At 62.9% G+C, this 25,937-nt stretch carries 26 protein-coding genes; 9 read left to right on the forward strand and 17 right to left on the reverse strand.

The annotated features are described in order from the left end of the window. The first annotated feature begins 41 nt into the window (after window positions 1–41). Complete coding sequence (gene ubiG, locus ACZ52D_RS07720; RefSeq protein ID WP_464443052.1) at window positions 42–788, forward strand: bifunctional 2-polyprenyl-6-hydroxyphenol methylase/3-demethylubiquinol 3-O-methyltransferase UbiG; 747 nt, start codon at window positions 42–44, stop codon at window positions 786–788. Window positions 789–1,102: 314 nt separating this feature from the next. Here the strand turns inward: ubiG and ACZ52D_RS07725 are convergent, their stop codons facing one another. From ACZ52D_RS07725 to ACZ52D_RS07740, 4 genes are all read right to left on the reverse strand, one after another. Next, on the reverse strand, window positions 1,103–1,543 hold the full coding sequence (locus ACZ52D_RS07725; protein WP_222454417.1) for a MarR family winged helix-turn-helix transcriptional regulator: 441 nt from the start codon (window positions 1,541–1,543) through the stop codon (window positions 1,103–1,105). Next, entirely contained in the window at window positions 1,543–2,373 is an 831-nt protein-coding gene (locus ACZ52D_RS07730) for a carbon-nitrogen hydrolase family protein (protein WP_464443053.1), read from the reverse strand. Before ACZ52D_RS07730 ends, ACZ52D_RS07725 begins: the two co-directional genes overlap by 1 nt. 16 nt (window positions 2,374–2,389) lie before the next feature. Continuing rightward, on the reverse strand, window positions 2,390–2,647 hold the full coding sequence (gene grxC / locus ACZ52D_RS07735; RefSeq protein ID WP_464443054.1) for a glutaredoxin 3: 258 nt from the start codon (window positions 2,645–2,647) through the stop codon (window positions 2,390–2,392). 83 nt (window positions 2,648–2,730) lie between these two features. Next, on the reverse strand, window positions 2,731–3,459 hold the full coding sequence (locus tag ACZ52D_RS07740) for a double zinc ribbon domain-containing protein (RefSeq protein ID WP_464443055.1): 729 nt from the start codon (window positions 3,457–3,459) through the stop codon (window positions 2,731–2,733). A gap of 13 nt (window positions 3,460–3,472) precedes the next feature. Between ACZ52D_RS07740 and ACZ52D_RS07745 the strand changes: the two genes are divergently transcribed. The 3 genes from ACZ52D_RS07745 to ACZ52D_RS07755 all read left to right on the forward strand — a co-directional run bounded on the left by ACZ52D_RS07745 (window position 3,473) and on the right by ACZ52D_RS07755 (window position 8,545). Further along, window positions 3,473–4,294, forward strand: a complete 822-nt coding sequence (locus ACZ52D_RS07745) for an SAM-dependent methyltransferase (RefSeq protein WP_464443056.1) — start codon at window positions 3,473–3,475, stop codon at window positions 4,292–4,294. Window positions 4,295–4,400: 106 nt separating this feature from the next. Continuing rightward, complete coding sequence (gene hemH, locus ACZ52D_RS07750; protein WP_464443057.1) at window positions 4,401–5,462, forward strand: ferrochelatase; 1,062 nt, start codon at window positions 4,401–4,403, stop codon at window positions 5,460–5,462. 74 nt (window positions 5,463–5,536) lie between these two features. Next, complete coding sequence (locus ACZ52D_RS07755; RefSeq protein WP_464443058.1) at window positions 5,537–8,545, forward strand: aminotransferase class III-fold pyridoxal phosphate-dependent enzyme; 3,009 nt, start codon at window positions 5,537–5,539, stop codon at window positions 8,543–8,545. Window positions 8,546–8,638: 93 nt separating this feature from the next. On the opposite strand, the gene ACZ52D_RS07760 is transcribed toward ACZ52D_RS07755, so the two are convergent. Continuing rightward, the gene (locus ACZ52D_RS07760) at window positions 8,639–8,821 is read right to left on the reverse strand and encodes a hypothetical protein (protein ID WP_222454410.1); all 183 of its coding nucleotides are present in this window, start codon (window positions 8,819–8,821) and stop codon (window positions 8,639–8,641) included. 138 nt (window positions 8,822–8,959) lie between these two features. Then, complete coding sequence (locus ACZ52D_RS07765; protein WP_464443059.1) at window positions 8,960–9,571, reverse strand: L,D-transpeptidase; 612 nt, start codon at window positions 9,569–9,571, stop codon at window positions 8,960–8,962. A 171-nt stretch (window positions 9,572–9,742) separates the two neighbouring features. Between ACZ52D_RS07765 and dalA the strand changes: the two genes are divergently transcribed. Beyond that, a complete protein-coding gene (gene dalA, locus ACZ52D_RS07770; RefSeq protein WP_222454408.1) occupies window positions 9,743–10,225 on the forward strand; it encodes a divisome-associated lipoprotein DalA in 483 nt (160 codons plus the stop codon). A gap of 120 nt (window positions 10,226–10,345) precedes the next feature. Here the strand turns inward: dalA and ACZ52D_RS07775 are convergent, their stop codons facing one another. The 8 genes from ACZ52D_RS07775 to hslO form a co-directional block, all read right to left on the reverse strand. Further along, a complete protein-coding gene (locus tag ACZ52D_RS07775; protein WP_222454407.1) occupies window positions 10,346–10,873 on the reverse strand; it encodes a L,D-transpeptidase family protein in 528 nt (175 codons plus the stop codon). A gap of 67 nt (window positions 10,874–10,940) precedes the next feature. Then, window positions 10,941–11,750, reverse strand: a complete 810-nt coding sequence (locus ACZ52D_RS07780) for an ion transporter (RefSeq protein WP_464443060.1) — start codon at window positions 11,748–11,750, stop codon at window positions 10,941–10,943. A 1-nt stretch (window position 11,751) separates the two neighbouring features. Then, window positions 11,752–12,999: a class I SAM-dependent RNA methyltransferase gene (locus tag ACZ52D_RS07785; protein ID WP_222454405.1), complete on the reverse strand. Its 1,248-nt coding sequence runs from the start codon at window positions 12,997–12,999 to the stop codon at window positions 11,752–11,754. 55 nt (window positions 13,000–13,054) lie between these two features. Beyond that, window positions 13,055–14,902: an ABC transporter ATP-binding protein gene (locus tag ACZ52D_RS07790; protein WP_464443061.1), complete on the reverse strand. Its 1,848-nt coding sequence runs from the start codon at window positions 14,900–14,902 to the stop codon at window positions 13,055–13,057. After that, on the reverse strand, window positions 14,899–16,737 hold the full coding sequence (locus tag ACZ52D_RS07795; protein WP_464443062.1) for an ABC transporter ATP-binding protein: 1,839 nt from the start codon (window positions 16,735–16,737) through the stop codon (window positions 14,899–14,901). Before ACZ52D_RS07795 ends, ACZ52D_RS07790 begins: the two co-directional genes overlap by 4 nt. 212 nt (window positions 16,738–16,949) lie before the next feature. Next, window positions 16,950–18,101: a CCA tRNA nucleotidyltransferase gene (locus ACZ52D_RS07800; RefSeq protein ID WP_464443123.1), complete on the reverse strand. Its 1,152-nt coding sequence runs from the start codon at window positions 18,099–18,101 to the stop codon at window positions 16,950–16,952. Window positions 18,102–18,103: 2 nt separating this feature from the next. Beyond that, on the reverse strand, window positions 18,104–18,676 hold the full coding sequence (locus ACZ52D_RS07805; protein ID WP_464443063.1) for a CoA pyrophosphatase: 573 nt from the start codon (window positions 18,674–18,676) through the stop codon (window positions 18,104–18,106). 25 nt (window positions 18,677–18,701) lie between these two features. Then, window positions 18,702–19,688: an Hsp33 family molecular chaperone HslO gene (gene hslO, locus ACZ52D_RS07810; protein WP_222454400.1), complete on the reverse strand. Its 987-nt coding sequence runs from the start codon at window positions 19,686–19,688 to the stop codon at window positions 18,702–18,704. A 76-nt stretch (window positions 19,689–19,764) separates the two neighbouring features. Between hslO and ACZ52D_RS07815 the strand changes: the two genes are divergently transcribed. After that, window positions 19,765–20,208, forward strand: coding sequence for an NUDIX hydrolase (locus ACZ52D_RS07815; protein WP_464443064.1), 444 nt, complete (start codon window positions 19,765–19,767; stop codon window positions 20,206–20,208). A 15-nt stretch (window positions 20,209–20,223) separates the two neighbouring features. On the opposite strand, the gene ACZ52D_RS07820 is transcribed toward ACZ52D_RS07815, so the two are convergent. Continuing rightward, complete coding sequence (locus ACZ52D_RS07820) at window positions 20,224–21,495, reverse strand: PP2C family protein-serine/threonine phosphatase (protein ID WP_222454398.1); 1,272 nt, start codon at window positions 21,493–21,495, stop codon at window positions 20,224–20,226. Between the two features lie 169 nt (window positions 21,496–21,664). Here ACZ52D_RS07820 and ACZ52D_RS07825 point away from each other — a divergent pair, with 169 nt between their 5' ends. Then, window positions 21,665–21,988, forward strand: a complete 324-nt coding sequence (locus ACZ52D_RS07825) for an Hpt domain-containing protein (protein WP_222454397.1) — start codon at window positions 21,665–21,667, stop codon at window positions 21,986–21,988. A 15-nt stretch (window positions 21,989–22,003) separates the two neighbouring features. Here the strand turns inward: ACZ52D_RS07825 and ilvA are convergent, their stop codons facing one another. Continuing rightward, entirely contained in the window at window positions 22,004–23,230 is a 1,227-nt protein-coding gene (ilvA, locus tag ACZ52D_RS07830; protein ID WP_222454396.1) for a threonine ammonia-lyase IlvA, read from the reverse strand. A gap of 84 nt (window positions 23,231–23,314) precedes the next feature. Then, on the reverse strand, window positions 23,315–24,226 hold the full coding sequence (locus tag ACZ52D_RS07835; protein ID WP_464443065.1) for a hypothetical protein: 912 nt from the start codon (window positions 24,224–24,226) through the stop codon (window positions 23,315–23,317). On the opposite strand from ACZ52D_RS07835, the gene ACZ52D_RS07840 reads away from it, so the two are divergent. After that, window positions 24,225–25,451 (forward strand): argininosuccinate synthase, encoded by a 1,227-nt coding sequence (locus ACZ52D_RS07840; RefSeq protein WP_369929763.1) that lies wholly within the window; start codon window positions 24,225–24,227, stop codon window positions 25,449–25,451. The genes ACZ52D_RS07835 and ACZ52D_RS07840 overlap by 2 nt on opposite strands. Then, complete coding sequence (locus tag ACZ52D_RS07845; protein ID WP_464443066.1) at window positions 25,448–25,912, forward strand: DUF1810 domain-containing protein; 465 nt, start codon at window positions 25,448–25,450, stop codon at window positions 25,910–25,912. Before ACZ52D_RS07840 ends, ACZ52D_RS07845 begins: the two co-directional genes overlap by 4 nt. Window positions 25,913–25,937 lie beyond the last annotated feature (25 nt).

Below are 25,937 nucleotides of genomic sequence, written 5' to 3' on the forward strand. Positions count from 1 at the left end.
TAGTGAGACGTCAGACTACAAAAGAGCACACGGAGACAGGAATGCAAGCGCATCAGTCCACGGTCGACCCTGCGGAGATCGCAAAATTCGAGGCGATGGCCGCGGAATGGTGGGATCCAAATGGCAAGTTCAAACCGCTGCACATGCTGAATCCCTGCCGTCTGGATTATATCACCCGCCAACTCGCCGGCGAGTTCGGCCGCGACCTGACGTCACAGACTCCGTTTGAAGGGCTGCGCCTGCTGGACATCGGCTGCGGCGGCGGGCTGCTGAGCGAACCGATGGCGCGGCTGGGCGCCACCGTGGTCGGCGCCGACGCCGCCGAAGGCAACCTGCCGGTCGCCCGCATCCATGCCGCGCAATCCGGGCTGGAGATCGACTACCGCCATGTCACCGCCGAAGCGCTGGCAGAAGCGGGCGAGCAGTTCGACGTGGTGCTGAACATGGAAGTGGTCGAGCATGTCGCCGACCCGCAAAGCTATCTGACCGCGACACAGGCGCTGCTGAAACCGGGTGGGCTGCAGATCTGTTCGACCATCAACCGCAACGCCAAAAGCTATGCCATGGCCATCGTCGGTGCCGAGGTGATCATGCGCTGGCTGCCGCGCGGCACCCATGACTGGGCCAAGTTCATCACCCCGGATGAGCTGTTCGAGTTGCTGCGCAAGGCCGGGCTGACGCCAGTGGATCGCAAGGGGTTCGTGTTCAATCCGATCACCTGGAACTGGTCCATCTCGGATCGTGACCTGTCGGTGAATTACGTCACCGCCAGCACCAAGCCGCGCTGACGCGGGAAACCCCACCAAGAACGGCCTGCGCGTTTCCCACATCCCATCCCCCTATCCCATCGGATAGGTAGTAATCCCTATGCTCTCTTTGGCGGACCGGCATCCTTTGGTAATCTGTGATTGCGAGATCGAATTAGATTTCGCTCCACCCGGAGGATATTCCTCCCGCTCCAAATAGACCGGATCCGCAATCGGCGGATTGCCCCACGGTTATCAAACCGCCACTCACGGATTGATGGGGGACCGACGGGGAGAAGGGCGCCCTTCCTGGGGCGCCCTTTTGGCATCTGGACAGACTTTCCACCTCTGCGGCGTCAGCCGGTGTCTTCCAGCTTTCCGCGCAGTTCCCGCAGGATCGGCAGGGTGGCGCGCACCTTGTCGCTGCCAAGTTCATCGACCACTTCGGAAATCACCGGGATGATCCCCGCCAGCGCCGCATCCCGGGCTTGCTTGCCCGCCGGGCTGATCGCCACCATCTTGCGCCGGGCATCATCCCAATCAGGCCGCACGTGGATATAGCCCGCCACCTCCAGCTTGTTCAGCGTGTTGGTCATGGCACCGCGTGTCACGTGAAACGCCTTGGCCAGCTGAGCGGGCGAGCGTTCCAACCCGGCCCGGCCCAGATGGTTCAGCACCGAAAAATGCGACAGCTCCATCCCCTTGGGGAGCACCTTGCTCAACCGGGCACGGGCGAGCTGATCAGCCATCAGGATTTCGCTGAACAATGAGACTGCCAGGGAATGGTTTTCGTCCATCAGGGTCCGTCGAACTCCCGGTCATGGGTCAAGGAAGGCACGCGTTTGCGCGCTTCTTCCACCTTTTCAAGATCGAGATCAACGATGCATACGCCCGGATCCGTGCCAGCATCCGCCAGCACCTCCCCCCAGGGCGCCACCGCAAGCGAGTGACCATAGGTCCGGCGGCTGGGACCGCGACTGGCGGGATGCGTTCCGGTTTGCGCCGGCGCCAGGACGAAACACCCCGTTTCGATCGCACGGGCACGCAGGAGCGCATGCCAATGCGCCGCGCCGGTCACATGCGAAAACGCAGCGGGAACCGTCAGGATCTGCGCGCCTGCCTTGGCCAGTGCCCTGTGCAGGTAGGCAAAACGCACATCGTAGCAGATCGACATGCCGATTTTCGCAAAGGGTGTTGTCGCCACGACCGCCCGCGTTCCCGGCCGGTAGCCATCCGATTCGCGGTAGGTTTCCTCGGCCGAGACCTCCACGTCGAACATGTGGATCTTGTCGTACCGCGCCACCACGTCGCCCGCTGGGGAGATCAGGAACTGGCGATTGGCAAAGCGACCATCGGCATCACGGGTCTTAACGCCCAATGACCCCAGAAGCAGCCACACGCCATGTCGCGCCGCCGCGTCACGCAGGGCGGCCAGCGTGGGGTCCTCCTCTTCGAGGCGCAACACCTGTTGCTGATGCGTACGACTGCCCGACAGGCAATTGGTCACCTCGGGCGTCAGTACGAAACCTGCCCCCGATGCGACGGCCTCCGCCATCATCCGCTGCACCGTTTTCAGGTTCTCAGCCGGATCATCGGATGACGTCATCTGTAGCAGCGCCGTACGCATGGCAGGTTCTCCGTTCTCAGGCCTTCAGCAAAGGGTCAAGCTTGCCCGCCTCTTCCAGCGCATAAAGGTCGTCGCAGCCGCCCACATGGGTGTCCCCGATAAAGATCTGCGGCACTGTACGGCCACCGTTGGCCCGCTGGATCATCTCCGCTTTGCGCTCTGGCTCTTCCAGCACGTTGACCTCGGAATAGGTCACGCCTTTCTGGTCCAGCAGCCGTTTGGCCGCATGGCAATAGCCGCACAGCGGAGACGTATAGATTTCAACCGGTTTCATTCGCGCTTCCTTGATCTGGTTGGCGATGCTTGTGGAGGAATTGGGTATCCTTTGCAACAATTGCCAGAGTGCCCGCCACAGGCTCACGCGTGCGTGACCCGCGCCAGAACCGCCACGCGCACTTCGGCAGCACCAGCCTGCAGGCAGGCATCGGCACAGGCGCTCAGCGTGGCACCTGAGGTCATGACGTCATCCACGATCAGCACGTTGCGCCCCTGCAGCTGCGCCGCCCGCGCCGGGTGAACCGCGATCGCATCGCCAAGAATGCGATAGCGTTCTTCGCGGGTTTTGCCCTCCAGCGCCGGGGTCCGGCGCGTCCGGCACAATAGGTCCGGGCAATGGGACAACTCTGCCCGATGCGCCAGTGCCCCAGACAGGAGCGCTGACTGGTTGTACTTGCGCCGCATCAGGCGGCTCCAGTGAAGGGGTACCGGGCAAACCAGGGGCTGATTTCGCAAAAGCGGACGCGCAGCACGTTCCAGCCACGCCCCCGCGACCGGTGCGATCTCGGTGCGGTCGCCATGCTTCAGCCCCAGGACCAACCTGCGCCCCTGCCCCTCGTACAGCAATGCCGCACGGCCCTGTCGCCATGGCGGAGGAGCCCGCAGACAGCTGTCGCAATCAATGCGAAACCCGTCCGCCTCTCCGGGCAGGGGAAGACCGCAGCTCTCGCAGGCGGTGCCGACCACGAAATGCACCTCGGACCAACAGGCGCCGCACAGGCCAAAGTCACTGTCCACCAGACCACCACAGCCGATGCACCTTGCTGGGTAGATCAGGGAAACAGCAGTTTGAATTCCGCGCATCAGCATCTAAACAGCCCTCATGACACAAGCACCCACGCAGATCTTCGACCGCGAAACCCTGGCGGCACGCCGCGCCCGGCACCGTCCAGAGGCGCTTTTCCTGCATCAACTGGCCCGCGATGAAGCCGAGGATCGCCTGAGCTTGGTTAACAGAACCTTTACGGCACCCGCCGTAGTCTGCCCGTTTCCCGCCGTCTGGGAGGGTTTTCTGCCCGGCGTAAAACTGGTCCCCGACGACGAGTTGCTCGCCCTCGCCCCCGGCGCGCATGATGTCGTGATCCACGCCATGGGACTGCACTGGGCCAATGATCCGGTCGGTCAGCTGATCCAATGCCGAAGGGCCTTGCGGGAAGACGGCCTGTTGCTGGTGCTCACCCTTGGCGGCCAGACGCTGTACCAATTGCGCGCCGCCATGGCCGAGGCCGAAGCCGCGGTATTGGGGGGCCTGTCACCCCGTGTCGCCCCGATGGGAGAAATCCGTGACCTCGGCGGACTGCTGCAACGAGCGGGGTTTGCCTTGCCTGTCGCGGACGTGGTGCCGCTGACGGCCGAGTATCGCGACCTCACCCACTTGATCCACGATCTGCGCGCCATGGGCGAAACCAACGCGATGGCCCAGCGCCTCAAGCGGCCCGTGCCGCGGTCGCTGTTCCAGCTGGCCGATCACATTTACCGCACCCACTTTGCAACCGCCGAAGGCCGCCTGCCCGCCACCTTTGAACTGGTCTGCCTGACGGGATGGACCCCGTCGGATACGCAACAGAAACCCCTGCGCCCGGGCTCGGCCAAGATGCGGCTGGCGGATGCGTTGAAAGTACCCGAAGGCAAGCTCGACCCTTGATAGGATCCCTTTATGGCTGCCCCAATTTGATCCGATTGGCCTTTCGTACGTAAAGACAGTACCTTCCGCCTGTTCAACCACTCCCAAACCCCACAGGACCTGCCTCATGCTGGACGCTGCCCGGACCGCCAAATGCCCTGCCCACGCCCCTGCCGACCACCCCCCGGTCGCAGATGAAAAGGTCGGCATCCTGCTGGCCAACCTCGGCACGCCGGACGATTACACCTACTGGCCCATGCGCCGTTACCTGAGCGAGTTTCTGTCGGACAAGCGGGTGATCGACTATCCCGCCTGGAAGTGGCAGCCGCTGTTGCAGCTGATCATCCTGGCCAAGCGGCCCTTCGCCTCGGGCGCGGCCTACAAATCGATCTGGAACCACGACAAGGGCGAAAGCCCGCTGATGACGATCACCAAGGACCAGACCTCCAAGATGGCGGAGGTCATGCGGGCGCGCTACGGCGACCGAGTGATGGTCGATTTCTGCATGCGCTACGGCAACCCGTCGACCAAGTCCAAGGTCCGCGCCATGGTCGCGGCCGGCTGCCAGAAGATCCTCTTCGTGCCGCTCTATCCGCAATATGCCGGCGCCACCTCCGCCACCGCCAACGACCAGTTCTTCCGCGCGCTGATGGAGGAAACCTGGCAACCCGCGGCCCGCACCATCGCGCCCTACTTCGACGAACCCGCCTATATCGACGCACTGGCGCGCTCGGTCGAGGAAGCCTACGCCAAGGCCGATAAGCGCCCCGACATCCTGGTCGTCTCCTACCACGGAATGCCGAAACGCTACCTGATGCAGGGCGACCCCTACCATTGCCAGTGCCAGAAAACGACGCGCCTGCTGAAAGAGCGGCTGGGCTGGGAGGACACCGAGATCACCACTACCTTCCAGTCCGTCTTCGGGCCGGAGGAATGGCTGAAGCCCTATACCGTCGACCACGTCGCCACGCTGGCCAAGGAGGGTAAGAAGAACATCGCGGTGATCGCGCCCGCCTTCTCTGCCGACTGCATCGAGACGCTGGAAGAGATCAACGAAGAGATCAAGGAAAGCTTCGAAGAGGCCGGCGGCGAAGACTTCCTCTATATCCCCTGCCTCAACGACGATGCGGATCATATCGCCGCACTCGCCGGGGTAATTGAGCAGAATCTGAAAGGCTGGCTGGACTAATCCGGCTTCCTCGGTCCAAATAGGATCCAATATTGGATCGCCGCAAAATGCGGCAGACCGGGGAGAGTTTTTTAATGACGCTTGCGCATTGGGCGGACGCCCTTGAACGGCATTGGAGAATCAAGGCGGAGCTGAGCCGCCTTGACGGCGAATATGACCTGAATTTTCTGGCCGAGACCGCCGATGGGCAGGGCTATATCCTGAAAGCCATGCGCCCTGGCTGTGCGCATTGGCTGGTCGACATGCAGGTCAAGGCCTTCGCCCATATCGCCGCGCGCCAGCCGGATCTGCCCTGCCCCCTCGTCATCACCGCCACCGATGGCGCGAACCTCGTGACGCTTGCGGACGAAGATGGACAGGACCGGCTCGTCTGGGTGCTGAGCCGCCTGCCCGGGCGCTGCTACGCCAAGGCCGAGCCCAAAACCGATGCGCTGATCCATGAGGTCGGCGAAGTGCTGGGCGGCACGGCGGCGGCGCTGGCTGATTTTCAGCACCCCGGTCTGGACCGTGATTTCAAATGGGACCTTATGCAGGCAGGTTGGATCAGCGATCAGCTGGATTGCATCGCAGACCCCGCCCGGCGCGCGCTGCTGGAGGAGATCGCTGGTAATTTCGCCAAGTTAGAGCCTGATTTGGCCGCCCTGCCGAAACAGGCAATCCACAATGACGCCAATGACTACAACATCATGGTGACGGGCCACCTGACAGAACCGCGCCATGTGTCCGGGCTGATCGACCTCGGCGACATGTGCGCCGCGCCGCGAATCTGCGACCTTGCCATTTCTGCCGCCTATATCGTGCTCGACCATCCGGACCCGGAGGCCGCACTGGCCGCGCTGGTGGCCGGGTATCACGCTGCCAATCCGCTTACGGCGGCGGAGCTGGACATGCTCTGGCCGCTCTTGCGCGCGCGGCTGGCGGTCAGCGTGGTGAACTCTACCCTGATGGCGGCAGAAAACCCGGATGACCCATATGTCACCATTTCACAGGCCCCCGCCTGGCGCTTCCTGGAGGGCTGCAACCTGCACTCCGGTCTGCTACGCGCCCGCCTGCGCGCGGCCTGCGGCCTGCCGTTGGTCGACGGCGCCGATCGGGTGATGGCCTGGCTGCAGGAAAACCGTGGCAGCTTTGCCCCGCTGATGGGGCAGGATCTGAACGATGCCCCGATGGGCGCGCTGTCGGTGGAGGAGTCGACCTGGCCGCAAAACCCGTTCCACATGCCGCTGGACGAAGCCGCCCGTGTCGGCAGGGAATACGAGGACCAGGGCCGCATCTGGCTGGGCTACTACCACGAACCGCGGCTGATCTATGCCGAGCCGGCCTTTCGCAAAGGGCCTTGGAAGGCCAGCAACCGCCGCACCGTGCATCTGGCGGTCGATGCCTTTGCCCCGGCGGGCACCCCGATGTACGCCCCGCTGCGCGGTGAAGTGTTCGTGGCGGAGAACCGCAACGGCCATCTGGATTACGGCGGCGTCATCATCCTGCGCCATGAAACCCCAGCCGGTGATCCATTCTACACGCTGTACGGCCATCTCGACCCCGAGTTCCTGGATCGTTTGAAGCCCGGCGACGTGGTGGAGCAAGGCGCGGAGTTCTGCCGGCTCGGCGCGCCCGAGCAAAACGGCGGCTGGGCGCCGCATGTGCATTTCCAGCTCGCCCTGTCCACCGACGGTATCGAGGCCGACTGGCCCGGCGTCGGCGACCCGGACGAGATGTACCTGTGGCGCGCGCTCTGCCCGAACCCCGCCGCCCTGCTGAACCTGCCCGATGACAAGGTCTGCTATGCGCCCACGGACAAGTCCGCGGTGCTGCGGGGACGCAAGGCGCATTTCGGCGGCAACCTCAGCCTGACCTACAACGACCCGGTGATGCTGCTGCGCGGCTGGAAGCATCACCTGTTCGACGAATGGGGCCGCCCCTATCTGGATGCCTACAACAACGTCCCGCACGTCGGCCACGCGCATCCGCGCATTCAGGCGGTGGCGGCGGACCAGCTCAAGCGGATGAACTCCAACACCCGCTACCTGCACCCGGCCCAGACCGCCTTTGCCGACAAGATCCTGTCGAAGATGCCCGACCATTTCGAGGTCTGTTTCTTCGTCAACTCCGGCACCGAGGCCAATGAGTTGGCGCTGCGCCTCGCCCGCGCCCACACCGGCGCCAAGGGCATGGTCACCCCCGATCACGGCTATCACGGCAACACCACCGGGGCGATCGACCTGTCTGCCTACAAGTTCAACAAGCCCGGCGGCAGCGGCAAGGTGGACTGGGTCGAACTGGTGGAGGTCGCCGACGACTACCGCGGGTCGTTCCGCCGGGATGATCCCGACCGCGCACAGAAATTTGCCGATCTGGTCGATCCCGCCATCCGCGCCCTGCAGGACCGCGGCCACGGCATCGCCGGCTTCATCGCCGAGACGTTTCCGTCCGTCGGCGGCCAGATCATCCCACCCAAAGGCTACCTACCTGCGGTCTATGAAAAAATCCGCGCGGTCGGCGGCGTCTGCATCGCGGATGAGGTGCAGACCGGGCTGGGTCGACTGGGCGACTACTACTTTGGCTTCGAACACCAGGGCGCGCTGCCCGACATCGTGGTGATGGGCAAGCCCATCGGCAACGGCCACCCCCTCGGCGTGCTGGTCACCACCCGCGAGATCGCCGCAAGCTTTGACAACGGCATCGAGTTCTTCTCGACCTTCGGTGGCTCCACCCTGTCCTGCCGCATGGGCAAGGAAGTGCTGGACATCGTCGATGACGAAGGGCTGCAGGACAATGCCAAAGCCATGGGCACACTGCTGCTGGACGGGCTGAAACAGCTGCAGGCGGCGCATCCTTGCGTCGGTGACGTGCGCGGCATGGGGCTGTTTCTGGGGCTGGAACTGATCCGCCCCGACGGCTCCGAGGCAACGGAGATCTGTTCCTACGTCAAGAACCGGATGCGCGACCATCGCATCCTGATCGGGAGCGAAGGGCCCAGGGACAATATCCTGAAAATCCGCCCGCCGCTGACCATCGAGGCGGAGGATGTGCAGATGATTCTCGCCACCCTCGGCAAGATCCTGCGCGAAGTGGAGGCGGCCTGACGGCCCCTCCCGCACCGACTCTGCCCGCCATGCAGCAGGCAACAAAAAAGGCGGTGGAGAACCACCGCCTTTTCCGTAACTGAGTATCGAAACTTAGTTCGATGCAACAGCTGCGCCAACCAGGACCAGCAGCAGCAGCGGCAGAACGATGCCGCTGGAAGAACCCTGGGATTCTTCAACGATGACCGGCGGTTCAACAACCGGCTCGGCCAGGTTGCCTGCAGTGGCGGTGGAAGCGGCAGCGGTCAGCGCAGCGGCGATAACGAGTTTTTTCATGTTAACCTCCAGAATTCGCGCGGCCCAACGATCTGAACCACGCAACCAAGACTTACCTCGTATTTTTTTCTAACCAGCAAATTCGGGGGATTGCAATTGCTTGTTATCACTGCAGCCCTTGCGCTGACGCCGCTGTCGTCAAATTAGCAACACCTGCGTGCCCACCTTGACCAGGTCGAACAGCTCGGCCACGTGTTCGTTGTACAACCCGATGCATCCATTCGAAGATTTGCGCCCGATCTTGCGCGTGTCATGGGTCCCGTGGATGCGGTAATACTTCCAGCTGAGGTACAAGGCATGAGTGCCGAGCGGGTTGTCCGGACCCGGCGGGATGTAGGCCGGCCATTCCGGGTTGCGCTTGCGCATGTTGGGTGTCGGTGCCCAGCCCGGACCTTCGACCTTGCGGGTGACCTTGGTGCGCCCCCGGCGGGTCAGATCTTCTGACAGCGGCACCGAAGACGGGAACAGCCTGTAAACCGACTGATCCTCGGACCAGTAGTGCAAGGCGCGGCTGTCGATATCCACCAGGATCGCGCCCCGGCGCAGGTTGTCGAAATAGGGCTGCCAGGACTTGGCACGAAACGCCGAAATATTGCGTTGCACCGGCGGTTCCGGCTCTGGCGGTGGACGCAGGGGGTCATAGGTCGGCTGCCCATCCGTGTTCTGTGCCAGGGCCGAGGTGGAGATCAGGGCAGCGCTACCGGCAAGAAATTGCCGCCTGCCAAGTGTATCAAATGATTTGCGGGGCATGACTCTATCCAATTTACGCGATCGGGTTCCGGGATCTGGGTATTTTATGGCCGGAAAGCCGCAGTCGCAAATCAATCCGCCGGTCCGGGTCGCATATTTCTGCTGCGCCATTTGCACCCGCGCCACAGGAAGGCTAAGTGCAACGAGCAACTGACAGAACGAGAGTGCCACATGACCCGCGTTTTTCTGCTGATGGCGGCTGCAATCCTGACCGCGGTCGCGGCTTGTACACCGGTAACCGACACCAGTGGTGCCTATCGCATCCGCAATCCCGACAAGGTGCAGCTGAGGATGCTCGATTCGGTCAACGCCCTGCGCGCTGCCGCCGGCGCCCCGGCCGTTCAGCTGAACGCCGAATTGAACGCCGCCGCTGCCACCCATTCGCGTGACATGTCGGTGCAGAACCGCCCCTGGCATTTCGGTTCCGACGGCTCCTCGCCGCTGGATCGGATCACCCGCGCCGGTTACAACGGCACGCTTCTGGGCGAAAACATCTCCGAAACCTATGAAAACGAGCAGCAGACCCTCGCTGCCTGGCTGGAGGAGCCTGCAACCCGAGCAGTCATTCTGGACCCCAAGGCCGTGAACATGGGCTTCTCCTGGTTCCAGGAACCCGGCGGCAAGATCTGGTGGACGCTGGTGATGGCAAACTGACATCAGATGCCCGGCCAGTCCGGGCACTGAAAAAGTCAGGTGTCTGAAGGACGCTCAATCTGCGCAGCCAGCGGTTGCGCAGTTTTTGGTTTCAGCGCGTGACAGGCAGGCGCGACCGGATCAAGGGCGCAGCGCGATGGTCGTGCCTTCATTCACCATCGCGTAGATTTCCTCGATCTCGTCGTTGGACACCGCAATACAGCCGGCGGTCCAGTCATCAACGCGGGCGGCCCGGCGACGCTCCTTGCGATCGATGGGTTCACCGTGGATGAAGATATCGCCCCCCGGCCGTTTTCCCTGCGCCGCGGCCCGCGCGCGGTCACTGGCGTTGGGGTAGGAAATCCCGACGGACAAGTGATAGCGGCTGTTCGGATTGCGGCGGTCGATCACGTAGGTGCCTTCCGGCGTCTTGCCGTCGCCCTCGAACTGCTTGTGTCCAAGTGGCGCGAAGCCGAGATCAACCTTGTATTCCCGCAGCACCGTGTCGTGATGCAGCAGATACATCGTTCGCGCGCCCTTGTTGACCACGATCGAAGTCACCTCGGGGCCATCATAGGTCTTGAACCTGCCGACCCGTGCGCCACCGACGCTGCAACCGGCCAACCCAAGGCTGGCAACGGCGCCGAGTCCGAATGCCCGTCTGTCCATCTGTATTGAGCCTGTTTTCTTATTTGCCTCACTTCAGGCAATAGCGCGAAACCGGCCGTAAGGAAATTCACAATTTCCCGTCACCGTCTCCGAGGCGGTTGATCTTCTGCTCGATCGCGTCGAGCCGGTGCAGCACTTCGTCCCGGTAGGCATCGGTGCGCACACCTTCCTCAGCACCATGGGCATCCTGCATCGAGTTCACGATCAAACCCACCAGCAGGTTAACCACCGCAAAGGTCGTGACCATGATGAAGGGGACAAAGAACGCCCATGCGTAGGGATAGACTTCCATCACCGGCCGCACGATGCCCATCGACCAGCTTTCCAGCGTCATGATCTGGAACAAGGAATAGGCGCTGCGGCCCAGGCCGCCGAACCATTCGGGAAAATCATTGCCGAACAGCTTGGTGGCGATCACCGCGCCGATGTAGAAAATGATCGTCATCAGCAAGAAGACCGATCCCATCCCCGGCAGCGCGGTGATGAAGCCCTCCACCACGCGACGCAGCCGCGGCGCCACCGAGATCACCCGAAGAACCCGCAGAATTCGCAGCGCACGCAGCACCGAAAGCCCCTGCCCACTGGGGACAAGAGCAATGCCCACGATCACGAAATCAAACACGTTCCAGCCGCTGGTAAAGAACCGCAACCGGCGAACATATAGTTTGGCCAGGATCTCCACCACGAAGATCGACAGGCACAGGTAGTCGATCAGATGGATCAACGCGCCGGCCTTCGCCATCACAACCGGGGCGGTTTCCAGGCCCAGCGTGACGGCATTCACCAAAATCACGGCGGTGATGAAACGGCCAAACATCTCACTGTCGAGAAGGGCGGCAAGACGGCGTGTCGGTGTCATCGAGTGGGTATCGGTCATCTCAGTCTTTCAGCGTGAATTTCGCGGCGAGCTCGATATGGGCAGACCAGCGGAACTGGTCAACAACCTGCACCCAATCAAGGCTGTAACCCGCTGCCACCAGCGTCTTTGCGTCACGGGCAAAGGTAACAGGATTGCACGATACATAGGCAATCACCGGGGTCCGCGCCTTGGCCAGCTCGGCCGTCTGCGCCTCGGCGCCGGCGCGCGGCGGGTCGATCACTGCGGCGTCAAAGGCCGCACCAAAAGGATTGAGATCCTCCGGGAGCAATGGATTGCGGAACAGATCCCGCGCTTCCGTGGTGACTTTCTTCACGCCGGTGGCGCGCCGCCATCCGGCATCCAGCGCCGTCACCATGTCGCGCTCGCCCTCGACCGCATGAACCTCTGCCTGTCGCGCCAAGGGCAGCGAAAACGTGCCGCACCCCGCAAACAGATCGACGATGCGGCGCGCACCATGGGTGATTTCCTGCACCGCCGCCAGCAGCGCAGCCTCGCCATCACGGGTGGCCTGCAGAAAGCTGCCGGGAGGCGGGCAGACCTGGGCTGGCCCAAAGGTCTGGGCGGGCGGCTGTTCCATCGCCACGGGTTCATCATCCCATGTCAGCCGGGCAATGTTGTGCTGCTCGGCCAGCTGGGCCAGCGCGATGCGGAGCGGGCCATCTAGGGGTTTGCCCTGGCGCACCAGGATATCCAGCCCGGCGTCGGACATGGTCACGGTCACTGCCAGAGGTGTCTTGCGGCTGGCCCCCGCCAGCGCCAGAGCCTCGGCCACCGGAAGCGCCGCAAGCAGGGTCGGCTCCAGCAGCTGGCACTCCGGGATTTCGGTGATCACCCCGGAGGCACGGCCATGGAACCCCGCCAGCGCCCCTTTCTTGGTGCGGCGCACCGCGAAGGTCGCCCGTCGCCGCGACCGTGAAGGCGATGTGTGGATCGGGTGGAAAACCGTCTCCAGCCCCTGCGCCTGCAAGGCATTGCGCACCACATCCGTCTTCCAGTCGGCCACGAAGGCGTCGCTGGCATGCTGCAATTGGCAGCCCCCGCAGGATTTGTAGTGGCGACACGGCGGCTGCACCCGGTGCTCGCTTGGGGTTTCGATCCGGACGTCGGTCAACCGGTCGCCTTCGACGACCCCGGAGACGGTCTCGCCGGGCAGGCTGCGTGGGACGAAAAGCGGGCCATCGGCGACACCGTCACCCTGGTGGCCCAAACGGCTGATCGTTGCTGTGGTTCTGGCTGCATCAGTCATGGGTGCTCATTACCGCGCCGGACCGCGCAGAAAAAGCGAAATACGTTCAAACCGATCATTCGGCGGCAGCGGTCTGCTCCTCATCGGTGCCAATGAAGCCGCCCGACTGTCTCGCCCAGAAGGCCGCGTACAGCCCGCCCTGCGCCAGCAACTCTTCGTGACTGCCGCTTTCGACGATCCGCCCCTTCTCCATCACCACGATGCGATCCATCTCGCTCAGCGTTGACAGCCGGTGGGCAATGGCCAGCACCGTCTTGCCCTCCATCACCCGGTGCAACGCAGCCTGAATCGCGGCCTCAACCTCGGAATCCAGCGCCGAGGTGGCCTCGTCCAGAACCAGGATCGGCGCGTCCTTGACGATGGCACGGGCGAGGGCGATGCGCTGGCGCTGACCGCCGGACAGCTTCACCCCGCGCTCCCCCAGAAAGGCATCATACCCACTGCGGCCCTCGCCATCCTCCAGCGCGGCGATGAAGGCATGGGCCTCGGCCTTGGCGGCAGCGGCCTTCATTTCTTCGTCGCTGGCATCCGGGCGACCATAGAGAATGTTCTCGCGCGCCGAGCGGTTGAACATGGCGGTTTCCTGGGTGACCATGCCGATCTGGCTGCGCAGGGAATCCTGCGTCACTTTGGAGATGTCCTGCCCATCAATGCGGATCTGGCCTTTTTCGCCGTCATAGAGCCGCAATAGCAACGAAACCAAGGTGGACTTCCCGGCCCCGGAGGCGCCGACGATACCCAGCTTTTCCCCCGGCTTGATGGTCAGGCTGACGCCGCGCACACCACCGACATCGCCGCCATAGGCAAATTCCACATCGTCAAAGACGATCTCGCCCTTGGTCACCTGAAGGGGCTTGGCATCCGGCACGTCCTCGACCCGGTCGTGCACCGACAGGGTCTTCATGCCATTCTCGACCTCGCCGATGTTCGAATAGATCGCCATCAGCGTGAAGCTGACCCAGCCGGTCATCTGCGCAATCCGGATCGACACCGCGCCGGCAGCGACGATGTCGCCCTCGCTGGCCATGCCACCGCGCCACAGCAGCAGCGTGGCGCCGATCAGCAGGACCGGCAGAACACCGGCCAGGCACATCAGGCAGAAACGGAAGCTGGCCGCCAGATACCCGAATTGCAGCGCCTTGTCCCGGAACGTCACCATCGCATCCTGGGCGGTGCGTTCCTCATGATCGGCATGGGCGAACAACTTCACCGTCTTGATGTTGGTGATCGAATCCACAACCTGCCCGGTGACCATCGCCCGCGCCCCGGCCCGCGCGCCGGAGCGTTTGCGGATGCGCGGCAGATACCAGCGGATCAGCGCGAAATACCCCAGCAACCAAACCAGAAACACCGCCGTGATGCGCAGATCAATAGAGCCTAACAAGGCCAAAGACCCCGCCAGTGACGCCAGCGCAAAGGCCACCACGTTGATCATCTCGGTGACGACCGAGGTCACGGCATTGGCGGTTTGCATCTGCTTCTGGGCAATCCGGCCGGCAAAATCCTCGTCGAAAAAGCGCACCGACTGGCCCAGGGTCCAGCGGTTCAGCCGCGACAGCACCAAGGGGTTGACGTTGGGCCCGACGATGATCGCGTTGGAGGCCGCCGACAGGCCGAACAACGCGGGCCTCACCAGCAGGAAGAAGCCCAGCGCCAAGGCAATCACCGCCAGGTTTTCCGCCGAGAAGAACCGCTCTGGCCCGCTGGCGATGGCGGTGTCGATCACCAGCCCCAGAATATAGGCGGTGCCCGCCTCCATCGCGCCGGCCAGTGCCGAGAACCCCGCCGCCAGCCACAGCATCGGCCAGGCTCCGGACAGACACCAGCGCAGGAAGCCGCCCAGCTGCCGCGGCGGCGGCCCGTCAGCGGGGCGGAAGGCGTCGATCAGGTTGCCAATGTTCATTCTGCGGCCTCGATGTTCAGGAACCCGCCAGACTGGCGCGCCCAGAGCTGGGCATAAAGCCCCTGCGCCTGCAATAGCGCGTCGTGGCTGCCCTCTTCAACTATACGGCCCTGATCCATCACCAGGATACGGTCCATCTGCGCGATGGTGGACAGCCGGTGTGCGATGGCGATCACCGTCTTGCCCTGCATCATGCCATACAGCGTCTCCTGGATGGCGGCCTCGACCTCTGAATCCAGGGCCGAGGTCGCCTCGTCTAGGATCAGGATTGGAGCATCCTTCAGGATCACCCGCGCCAGCGTCACCCGCTGGCGCTGGCCGCCAGACAGTTTCACCCCGCGCTCGCCCACATGGGCATCATAGCCGCGACGGCCCTGCGGATCCTCGAGATCGAGGATAAAGTCATGCGCCTGTGCCTGTTTGGCGGCGGCGATCATGTCCTCTTCGGTGGCGTCGGGACGGCCATACAGCAGGTTGTCACGCACCGAGCGGTGCATCAACGCGCTGTCCTGCTGCACCATGCCGATGTTCAGCCGCAGGCTGTCCTGGGTCACGGAGCGGATATCCTGACCGTCGATCAGGATCTGCCCCTTTTCGGCGTCGTAGAACCGCAACAACAGCTTGACCAACGTCGACTTGCCCGCGCCGGAGCGGCCTATCAGGCCGATCTTCTCGCCCGGACGGATGAGGAGATTGATCCCATCCAGCCCCCCGCCTTCCCGACCGTAATGATGCGACAGGTTGCGCAGCTCTATTTCGCCACGGCTCAGGCGCAGCGGCTGCGCATTGGCCGCATCCACCAGGTCGATAGGCTGGGCAATGGTCTCCATCCCCTCGGCCACCACGCCCAATTGACGGAAAAAGGAAGTCAGCGCCCACATGATCCAGCCGGTCATCGCATTCAGCCGCAGCGTCAGCGCGGTGGCCGCCGCCACCACCCCGACCGAGGCGCTGCCCTGCATCCACAGCATCACCGCCCAGCCGACCACACCCACGATCAGCATGCCGTTCAGCGTCACCAGCGCCGCATCCATGATGGTGAAGATCCGCATCTCGGCCTGGAACGTCTTGCGGGTGTCCTCGATCGCGTCGCGGGCATAGGTCAGCTCATGGTCGTGATGGGCGAACATCTTGACCGAATGGATGTTGGAGTAGGCATCCACCACCCGCCCCGTCACGGTCGAGCGCGCGTCCGACGACGCCTGGCTGGCGGGCCCCACCCGTCTGACCGTCCACACCACCAGCAGCGCATAGAGCGCGAACCAGATCGCCAGCGGCAGCATCAGCCGCACGTCCGCCACCATCAACAGCACCGCCGCGCCAACCAGATAGGCCAGCGAAAAGGTGATGGCATCAAACACCTGAAAGATCACCTCACCGGCGGCGGGCGGGGTCTGCATGATGCGGTTGGCAATGCGGCCGGCAAAATCGTTCTCGAACCAGCCGACCGACTGGCGCAGAACATGTTTATGCGCCCGCCAGCGGATCAACGTGCCAAAGTTTGGCAGGATCGCATTGTTCAGCAGCATCACATCCATCAGCTGCAACACTGGTCGCAACACCAGGATGAACAGGCCGACAAGGATCAGCTCGGTGCCGTAGGTCTCCCAGACCTCGACGGGGGTGCCCGACATGATGTCGACCACCCGCCCCATGTAGTAGATCAGCCCGACCTCGATCGCGGCGACGACGACCGACATCAGCGCGGTCAGCACAAAGACGGTTTTGAACGGCTTCGAATATTCGCGCAGGAACGGCCACAGCCGGGTCGGCGGCGTGTCGGTTTCAGCATAGCTGCAATAAGGGTCAATCAGGTTCTCGAAAAAGCGAAACATGCGGATGCTCCAGAGATTGAGCAAAATGGAATACGGATGCAGACAGTGGACAGCCCAAGGCTCCCACGTCGAACGGGGCAGGTCTCAGGCGTTAAAGAAACCAGATCCCGTAATACATCAGCATCCCTCCGTCATGTGGTGGCTACGTCATGCCTACGCAATAAATGCCGTTTTGTCACCCCAAAAGGTTGCATGCCACAACCGCGCCCGCTTCAGCCAAGCGACCGCAGCAGCTCCTCACGGCTGAGACGGAAACCCGAGGCGATCCAATCCGCCTCCAACTGTTTCAATGCGCGTCCCAGCGCCGGTCCTTTCAGATCGGGCAACAGATCCTGCGCCCGCACCGGGAAGACCGCCGCGGCACCCGTTGCAATATCAGTCTCTAACTCGGGCGAAACGGGTTGTTCCAGCAGCGCTGCCCGCAGCAGCATCGCGTCCAGCGCCGCCTTTGCGCCCAGCCGGTAGCCCAGCTCAGCCGCACCGGCCGTATCGACGGCGGCCTCCCGGATCCGGGCCAGATGGGCTGCTTGCGCCTTGCTGAGCCGCAGTGCGTCCTGCAGGTTTTCACCGCCCAGCGCTGCCAGTCGCCGCAGCGCCGAGGCCGGCCGCGCGCCCTCCAGATGCACCAGAGGCGCCAGCGCGCGGTCGTCGGTGCCGGGCAGGATCTGCGCCAGAACACCGGCCTGCCGCATGGCCGCAACTGCCGGCGCGGGATCGGGCGCGCCCAGCAGCTTCAGCATCTCCGCACCGATGCGTTCGCGCGACAGGCTCTGCAGCCCGTCCAGATTGGCCGCAATCGCCGCCAGCGCATCGGCGTCGAATCCCTGCTCGGGGTCGCCGTACCAGGCGTGAAAACGAAAGAAGCGCAGCGAACGCAGGTAATCCTCGCGGATGCGGTTTTCGGCAGTGCCGATGAAACGCACCCGGCGGCGGGTCAGATCCTCCATGCCGCCCAGCGGATCGACCACCTCGCCGTCGGGACGGGCGTAGATCGCATTCATGGTGAAGTCGCGACGCCGCGCATCCTCGGCAATATCGCTGGCAAAGGCCACCACCGCGCGGCGACCGTCTGTGGCGACATCCTTGCGGAAGGTGGTGATCTCATGCGGGATGCCGTCGCGGATCAGCGTCACCGTGCCATGGTCGATGCCGGTCGGCACCGCCTTGATACCCACCCGCTTGGCCAGCGCCAGCACCTGCTCCGGGGTGGCATCGGTGGCGATATCCATATCCGACACCGGTTCCCCCAACAGCGCGTTGCGCACGCAGCCTCCGACGAAGAAGACCTGGGCGCCCTCGGCCGCGACCGCCGCGCAGACGGCCTGCGTGGCCGAGCGATGCAACCAGGGCTGATCAATCCGCAAATTCACTGCATCCGCTCCGCCAGACTGCGCAACATCCGCGCGGTGGCACCCCAGATGTAGTAGGGGCCATAGGGCACCACATAGTAGCGGCGGCGACTGCCCCGCCAACGGCGGGATTCCACGACATAGTTGCCCGGGTCCAGCACATGCTCAAGCGGGACGGAAAACACCTCGGCGACCTCGCCCTCCTCGGGGCGCGGAGAGAACGGCTCGCGGATCAAGCCAACCACCGGCGTGACGGCAAAACCTGTCACCGTCTCATGCGGGGGCAAACACCCGATCACCTGCGGCAAATCCTGCGGCAGGCCGATTTCCTCCCACGCCTCGCGCAGGGCGGCGGCTGTTTCGTCGCGATCACCCGGATCGACCTTGCCGCCGGGAAAGGCGATCTGCCCGGGATGGTGCTTCAGCGCCGACGACCGTTTCGTCAGGATCAGGCGAGGCGCGCCGCTTGTCAGTGAAATCGGCACCAGAACCCCGGCAGGGCGCAGCTTGCGCCCTTCGGGCAACACCGTGCCCGGGTTCAAATCGAAATCGGATGAGCCACGGCCCTGGGTCGCCAGGGCCGCAGCCAACCTGTCGGCAAGATTTCGTGCCGCGTCAGGCACTGGGCGACTGATCCGCGTCAAAGCCCAGCGATGCCGGGTCCAGATCGTAATGGGCGCCACAGAACTGGCAGTCTGCGGTGACCCGGCCATCGTCGGTGGTCATCTTCTCGATGTCCTTGGCCGAATAGATCGACAGGCTCTGTCTGACGCGCTCCTCGGAGCAGGTGCAGCCGAAACGCACCGGCTGGAAGTCATAGACCCGCGGTTGTTCCTCGTGAAACAATCGCACCAAGAGATCCGCCGGAGTGACGGAAGGACCAATCAATTCAAGGTCTTCCACCGTGTTCAACAGCATGGTCACCCGGTTCCAGTTTTCCTCCTGGTCACCGGACACCAGATCACCAGCCTGCAAGGCTTCACCCGTGCCCTCGCCCTGCGCCGCGAAGGGCGAGGCCTTGGGCATATGCTGCAGCATCACGCCGCCGGCGCGCCAGTGCTCCGCCACACCCGGCTCCGCCGATTTTCCAAAGCTGAGCTTGAACATCGTCGGCAATTGCTCGGACTGGGCAAAATAGGTTTCCGCGCAGGCACTGAGAGAGCCCTGAGCCAAAGGCGTGATGCCCTGATAGGGCTGCGTGCCATTGCCCTGATCGATCAGGATCGCGAAATAGCCCTCGCCCACCTGTTCAAAAGGATCGCCGTCGGTCAGGCGGTCACGGTCAAAGCTGGCATAGGCGCGGATCTGGCCGATCTCGCCTTCCTTCTGCGGGGCGTAATAGTCGGTGGCGATCATCCGCACCGCGCCCTTGGACTGCACCTGCAGCGACAGCTTCCAGCGCAGCGAAATGGTCTGGCCGATCAGCGCAGTGAGCAGGGCCATTTCGGCAACCAGCGCTTCGACCTGCGGCGGGTAGTCATGTTGTTTCAGGATACCATCCAGCACGCCATCCAGCCGCGCAACGCGGCCGCGCATATCCGAGGCATCAAGCTGGAAGGGCAGGACGGTGTCGTCCCACGCGATTTTCGAACCAAGAGTCATGGGGTTTCCTTACGCGCCGGGGATTGGCATACCGGGCTATATAGGAAAAACGGCGGCAGAGTGAAGGGGCGAGCCCGTGATCCGGCGATTTGGCAACACTCCTGAAAAGGGACGAACCTATTCCAGAAGGCCCGGCGTCTATGCGCTGCTGCCGCGCAATGGTCGTTTGCTGGTCACCTGCCAGCATGATCCGGGGCCGGATATCCAGTTGCCCGGCGGCGGCATCGACCCCGGCGAATCGCCCCTGCCCGCGCTGCACCGGGAAGTGCACGAGGAAACCGGCTGGAAAATCGCCTTTCCCCGAAAACTGGGTGTGTTCCGTCGCTTTGCCTATATGCCGGAATATGACCTGTGGGCGGAAAAGATCTGCCACATATACATCGCGCGCCCTCTGCGCAGGGTGGGCCCGCCGCTGGAGCCGACGCATCAGGCACTGTGGATGGACCCGGAACAGGCGATACAAGAGCTGGGCAATGCTGGCGATCGCCATTTCGCCACCCTGTTGGCCGATCAGCTCTAGGCTTCGCGGGCCGGGTTACGGCCCCTGGTAGTCGAACAGGGTGGCGGAGACATCGTCCTCCAGACCGTGTTCCTTGCTCATCACCTGGGTCAGGTGCCAGTAGAGATCGTCCAGAAACTCCTTGCCGCCCTGGTCCGGGCTGCATTTGCCGACGAGCTCCAGCAGACCTTCAGGCTCCAGCATGGACCCGTCCTCAAGCCGCGCCTCGGTGAAGCCGTCCGAGAACAACAGCAGGCGATCGCCCTTCTCCATGACGAATTCTTCCTGGGTGTAGCCGATATCGGGCACCAGCCCCACCGGCACGCCCCCCTTGCCGATGAATTCCATTTCACCGCTCTGACGGATCAGCAACGGGTGCGGATGGCCCGCCTGCACCATCTTGACCAAGCCGCTGCGCAAGTCGGCGATGCAGTAAGCCATGGTAAAATATTCTTCGATACCGGTATCGGCGATCAGCCGGGCATTTAGAAGACTGGCGACCTCCTCAGGCTGGCGCAAGGCGTAGAACCGGTTGAACCGCTTTTCCATGCCCACGTTCTGGTCAAAGTAATTCGAGGACAGATAGCCGCCCAGACGCGCTGTCATCATCGCCGAGGTAATGCCGTGGCCGGACACGTCGATGGAATAGAAACCGATCCGGTTGACGCCGGGCGAGAACATCCCCACCAGGTCGCCGCCGATATGGCCACAGGGCTTCAACAGCAGGCTGACGGTGGAAGAGCCAAAGGATTTTGACAGTTCCGGCACCAGCGATTCCTGGATCTTGCGCGCCTGGATCAGGTCCTTGTCGATGGCGTCGTAGACACGCTGCAGTTCCCCCAGCGTTTCCGAGACAATGCGGTTCTTTTCGGACAGCTCGCGCTGCATCCGCAGGATACGCTCGCCGGCTGAAATCCGCGCCCGCAGCTCATCGGAGCTGACCGGCTTGGTCAGGAAATCATCGGCTCCGGCGTCCAGCCCTTCCGCCACCTCGTTCTTTTCGCTCTTCGAGGTCAACAGGATGAAATAGGCGTATTCGGTGCTGGAGCTGGCGCGAAAAGCGCGGCAGAACTCCAACCCGTTCATGCCCGGCATCATCCAGTCGCTGAGAATAAGATCCGGCGTTTCCGCCTGGCAGATTTCCATTGCCGATTCGCCACTGTCCGCCTCGACGACGTCGAACCCCCACTTCTTGAGGGAAGCCACAAGAATGCGTCTTTGCAGTCGGCTGTCGTCGACAACCAGCACACGGCGTATGGATCCGGCCACTGTGTGGTCCTCGTCGTCGATCGAACGTTCTGGCAGCACCGAAGGCACCTCACAAATGGCAAAATCAGAAGATCTCGTGATACTATCGGGCCAGAACTTTAACAGGCGGTGAAGCCTAAAATTTAAGTAGTGCCCTTTCTTTCACTATCTTTTTACTACAATCAACTTAAGAATCCGCACCTGGGAACGGACTTTTGGGAACAGAAACATGATTGACTGGCCGCGCGTAAGCGAGCTGCGCGAAGAAGTTGGCGCTGAAGATTTTGATGAAGTGGTTGAAATCTTTCTGGAGGAAGTGGAAGGCGTCATTAACAAACTGGCCGGGGGCGATCATGGCCAGCTGGAGCAGGACCTACACTTCCTGAAAGGCAGTGCGCTGAACCTGGGGTTCGAGGAATTTTCCGGCCTCTGCCTCGACGGAGAGCGCAAGGCGGCAGACGGCCAGGCGGGCAATGTCGATGTCGCCGCCATCATCGCCAGCTACCAGACCTCCAAATCCAGCTTTCTCAGCGGGTTGAACGAAAAGTTCTGACCCGCCGAGAGGCGCTCAGATCACGAACTGGGCCAGCGTCTCATCGCGGGTGATGTCCGTATACGTCATCCCGGCCGCATCCAGCCGTGCAAACAATTGCTCGAAATTCTCCGGTCTCTTGGTTTCGATCCCGATCAGAACCGAGCCGAAGTTGCGCGCCGACTTTTTCATGTATTCAAAGCGGGCAATGTCATCCTCCGGCCCCAGAATGCCAAGGAACTCTTTCAGCGCGCCGGGCCGCTGCGGCAACCGCAACAGGAAGTATTTCTTTACCCCGGAATAGCGCTGCGCACGTTCTTTCACCTCCGGCAGGCGTTCAAAATCGAAGTTGCCGCCAGACGTCACGCAGACCACGGTCTTGCCCCGGATCCAGGAGCGCACATCCTGCAAGGCCTCGACCGAAAGCGCCCCGGCCGGCTCCAGCACGATGCCCTCGACGTTCAGCATCTCGATGATGGTGGCACAGATCCGGTCCTCGGCAACGCTCAACACATCCGGCAGCGGCACGTCCTTCAGGATGTCAAAGGGCTGTTCACCGATCCGCCCCACCGCGGCACCGTCGACAAAGGTGTCGACCCGCTCCAGCGGCACCGGCTTGCCCGCCTTCAGCGCCGCGCGCAGGCAGGCGCCGCCGTCGGGCTCGACGAACAGGCTGTGCACCGCGTCGCCGAACCAGGAATAGACCCCCGCTGACATGCCGCCGCCGCCCACCGGCAGGATCACGTGATCGGGCACCTCGCCCAGCTGTTCCTCGATCTCGACCGCGATCGACGCTTGGCCTTCGATCACATCGGCATCGTCGAAGGGGGACAGGAAGTGGCCACCTTCTTGCGCGCACCACTCCTGCGCGGCGGCCAGGCAGATGTCGAAATAGTCGCCGACCAGGTGGATCTCGATGTTGTCGCCGCCGAACATCCGGGTTTTCTGGATCTTCTGCTGCGGCGTCGTCACCGGCATGAAGATCACCCCGCGCTTGCCCATGTGGCGGCACATGTAGGCCACGCCCTGCGCATGGTTGCCGGCCGAGGCGCAGACGAACAGCTCCTGATCCGGCTGCTTGCGCATCGCATTCAGCGCGCCGCGGATCTTGTAGGAGCGCACCGGGCTCAGGTCTTCGCGCTTCAGGTAGATGTCGGCGCCGAAGCGCTCCGACAGGTGCACATTGCGTTGAAGCGGCGTGGGCGGGAACACATCGCGCATCGCCGCCTCGGCCTCTCTGGCCTGGGTCTTGAAATCGCTCATGCGCCATTCAGTGGCGCAAGCCCGCCCCCAAGGCAAGGGGCGGGGTTAAAGCATACATAAGAATACCGTCGAAGGCCGCGCCGGTCAGATCGGGCGCCCCTCCACGTAGTGGCCATAGAAGGTGGTGACGACGCTGACGTTGACCAGCGTTGCGACCAGCGTCGCCAGGATCATGAACAGGATGCCAAGCGGCGCAAACACCGCCATCGACAGATCGACAACCACTTGCAGCAGAACGTTGAACACCGCCAGAAGAACCACCAGCATCACGATTGTGGTGGTGGTGCCCCGCGTCTTGTCCCAGGCATCGCGCAGCTTCAGCGGCTGTCCGATTGCCGCTGCCGGCAGAATGGGTGTCAGACGGTAGATCGCCACCGCCATAAACAAGCAAAACAGAATGGCGACCAGCACACTTACCGCTGCGCCGCTTTCGCCTAGGATTCCAGCGGCCAGCACTGCAGTGCCCGCGACCGGAATCAAGAATGCCATGCCAACAAGAAAGAGTAGCAGCGCATTGCCGACATAGGCCAGAATACGATCCGCGCGGAACGCTGGCAGCAGGCCGCTGGGGTACTCCTCCAGCAGCACAAAACGGTGCCAGGATACAAACACCCAGACCTGCACCGCCATCATGACCAAAAACACCACCAGCAGCGTCAGGCCAAAGCCGCCCGCCGCCAGCGCCTGCGACAACGCCTGCTGATCGGCCATCAGCGTCAGCGGCAGCCCCGCGCTTGCCAGCATTGCGTACACTACCGCGAGCCCGATCAGCACTGGCCCGGCAGCGATCCGGACCGCGTAATTCAAATTCCGCATCACCATGCGCACCGAATGCGTAAAAATAGTCCAGCCTTTCATTACGGCCGTCTCCAAATGATTAATTTCTATCGCTCGCACCCTAGACGCAGCGCATGGGGTAGAAAACCCCGGACAACCTTGCTCTTTCAGCCAAAACCCGCTACGCCCCAGTCGTTCTGACCTGAGAGGGAATTCCATGTCCGCGCCCAAGAAAGTTGTGCTCGCCTATTCCGGCGGCCTCGACACCTCGATCATCCTCAAGTGGCTGCAAACCGAATACGGCTGCGAAGTTGTCACCTTCACCGCCGATCTCGGCCAGGGGGAAGAGCTGGAGCCCGCCCGCAAGAAAGCGGAAATGCTGGGCATCAAGCCGGAAAACATCTTCATCGAAGATGTGCGCGAGGAATTCGTCCGCGACTTCGTCTTCCCGATGTTCCGCGCCAATGCGGTTTACGAAGGTCTGTACCTGCTGGGCACCTCGATTGCCCGCCCGCTGATCTCCAAGCGCCTGGTCGAGATCGCCGAAGCCACCGGTGCCGATGCGGTCGCGCATGGCGCCACCGGCAAAGGCAACGACCAGGTCCGCTTCGAACTGGCGGCCTACGCGCTGAACCCCGACATCAAGGTCATCGCGCCCTGGCGCGAGTGGGACCTCACCTCGCGCACCAAGCTGCTGGAATTCGCCGAGGCGCATCAGATCCCGATCGCCAAGGACAAGCGCGGCGAGGCCCCCTTCTCGGTCGATGCCAACCTGCTGCATACCTCCTCGGAAGGCAAAGTTCTGGAAGACCCGGCGGAAATGGCGCCCGATTACGTCTACCAGCGCACCGTCCACCCCGAGGACGCACCCGACAAGCCGGAATTCATCGAGATCACTTTCGAGAAGGGTGATCCGGTCGCCATCAATGGCGAGGCAATGTCCCCGGCAACCATCCTCACCGAACTCAATGAGTACGGTCGCAAGCACGGCATCGGCCGCCTGGATCTGGTCGAGGGCCGCTTTGTCGGCATGAAATCCCGCGGCATCTATGAAACCCCGGGCGGCACCATCCTGCTGGAAGCGCACCGCGGCATCGAATCCATCACCATGGACCGTGGCGCGATGCACCTGAAAGACCAGCTGATGCCCCAGTACGCAGAGCTGATCTACAACGGCTTCTGGTACTCGCCCGAGCGCGAAATGCTGCAGGCCGCGATCGACGCCAGCCAGACCCATGTGTCCGGCACCGTGCGGGTGAAACTGTACAAGGGCTCTGCCAACACCGTTGGCCGCTGGTCCGAAAACTCGCTGTACTCCGAGGCCCATGTGACCTTTGAGGAAGACGCAGGCGCCTACGACCAGAAGGACGCGGCAGGCTTCATCCAGCTGAACGCGCTGCGCCTGAAACTGCTGGCCGCCCGCGAGCGCCGGATCAAGAAGTGAGCGAGTACGACGACATAGACGGCGATTTCGAGGATGATTTCGCGGAAGAGCTGGAGATGTTCGTCGAGGCTCAGGACACTGTCTGGTCAGATGTCCTGAGCGAACTTGCCGCCGGCAAAAAGACGAGCCACTGGATGTGGTTCGTCTTTCCCCAGCTGGCCGAACTGGGCAAATCCCACATGGCACAACTCTACGGGATCGAAGATCTCGCGGAGGCCAAGGCCTATCTCGACCACGACCTCCTGCGTGCGCGGCTTCAGGAAGTCTGTCAGCTGATGCTGGCCCACGCCGACAGAGATCCCGCTGCCATTCTCGGCGCGGTGGACGCGAAAAAGCTGCGCTCCTCCATGACGTTGTTTGCAGCCGTGCCCGATGCGCCGGGCGAATGCAGCCAGGTTCTGGATGCATTCTACGGCGGCGCGCCCTGCCCGCTGACCCAAGACGCCCTTTCCGCAACGTAACCCGCGCAACTCCCGCTGGGTAAGG

The sequence above is a fragment of the Leisingera sp. S2M4 genome (assembly GCF_055398055.1).

What these genes read in the sequence shown, in the direction of transcription:
- ubiG (WP_464443052.1), top strand. Translation starts at nt 42, where the DNA reads ATGCAAGCGCATCAGTCCACGGTCGACCCTGCGGAGATCGCAAAATTC.
- ACZ52D_RS07725 (WP_222454417.1), bottom strand. Translation starts at nt 1,543, where the DNA reads ATGGACGAAAACCATTCCCTGGCAGTCTCATTGTTCAGCGAAATCCTG.
- ACZ52D_RS07730 (WP_464443053.1), bottom strand. Translation starts at nt 2,373, where the DNA reads ATGCGTACGGCGCTGCTACAGATGACGTCATCCGATGATCCGGCTGAG.
- grxC (WP_464443054.1), bottom strand. Translation starts at nt 2,647, where the DNA reads ATGAAACCGGTTGAAATCTATACGTCTCCGCTGTGCGGCTATTGCCAT.
- ACZ52D_RS07740 (WP_464443055.1), bottom strand. Translation starts at nt 3,459, where the DNA reads ATGCTGATGCGCGGAATTCAAACTGCTGTTTCCCTGATCTACCCAGCA.
- ACZ52D_RS07745 (WP_464443056.1), top strand. Translation starts at nt 3,473, where the DNA reads ATGACACAAGCACCCACGCAGATCTTCGACCGCGAAACCCTGGCGGCA.
- hemH (WP_464443057.1), top strand. Translation starts at nt 4,401, where the DNA reads ATGCTGGACGCTGCCCGGACCGCCAAATGCCCTGCCCACGCCCCTGCC.
- ACZ52D_RS07755 (WP_464443058.1), top strand. Translation starts at nt 5,537, where the DNA reads ATGACGCTTGCGCATTGGGCGGACGCCCTTGAACGGCATTGGAGAATC.
- ACZ52D_RS07760 (WP_222454410.1), bottom strand. Translation starts at nt 8,821, where the DNA reads ATGAAAAAACTCGTTATCGCCGCTGCGCTGACCGCTGCCGCTTCCACC.
- ACZ52D_RS07765 (WP_464443059.1), bottom strand. Translation starts at nt 9,571, where the DNA reads ATGCCCCGCAAATCATTTGATACACTTGGCAGGCGGCAATTTCTTGCC.
- dalA (WP_222454408.1), top strand. Translation starts at nt 9,743, where the DNA reads ATGACCCGCGTTTTTCTGCTGATGGCGGCTGCAATCCTGACCGCGGTC.
- ACZ52D_RS07775 (WP_222454407.1), bottom strand. Translation starts at nt 10,873, where the DNA reads ATGGACAGACGGGCATTCGGACTCGGCGCCGTTGCCAGCCTTGGGTTG.
- ACZ52D_RS07780 (WP_464443060.1), bottom strand. Translation starts at nt 11,750, where the DNA reads ATGACCGATACCCACTCGATGACACCGACACGCCGTCTTGCCGCCCTT.
- ACZ52D_RS07785 (WP_222454405.1), bottom strand. Translation starts at nt 12,999, where the DNA reads ATGACTGATGCAGCCAGAACCACAGCAACGATCAGCCGTTTGGGCCAC.
- ACZ52D_RS07790 (WP_464443061.1), bottom strand. Translation starts at nt 14,902, where the DNA reads ATGAACATTGGCAACCTGATCGACGCCTTCCGCCCCGCTGACGGGCCG.
- ACZ52D_RS07795 (WP_464443062.1), bottom strand. Translation starts at nt 16,737, where the DNA reads ATGTTTCGCTTTTTCGAGAACCTGATTGACCCTTATTGCAGCTATGCT.
- hslO (WP_222454400.1), bottom strand. Translation starts at nt 19,688, where the DNA reads ATGACTCTTGGTTCGAAAATCGCGTGGGACGACACCGTCCTGCCCTTC.
- ACZ52D_RS07825 (WP_222454397.1), top strand. Translation starts at nt 21,665, where the DNA reads ATGATTGACTGGCCGCGCGTAAGCGAGCTGCGCGAAGAAGTTGGCGCT.
- ilvA (WP_222454396.1), bottom strand. Translation starts at nt 23,230, where the DNA reads ATGAGCGATTTCAAGACCCAGGCCAGAGAGGCCGAGGCGGCGATGCGC.
- ACZ52D_RS07840 (WP_369929763.1), top strand. Translation starts at nt 24,225, where the DNA reads ATGTCCGCGCCCAAGAAAGTTGTGCTCGCCTATTCCGGCGGCCTCGAC.
- ACZ52D_RS07835 (WP_464443065.1), bottom strand. Translation starts at nt 24,226, where the DNA reads ATGGAATTCCCTCTCAGGTCAGAACGACTGGGGCGTAGCGGGTTTTGG.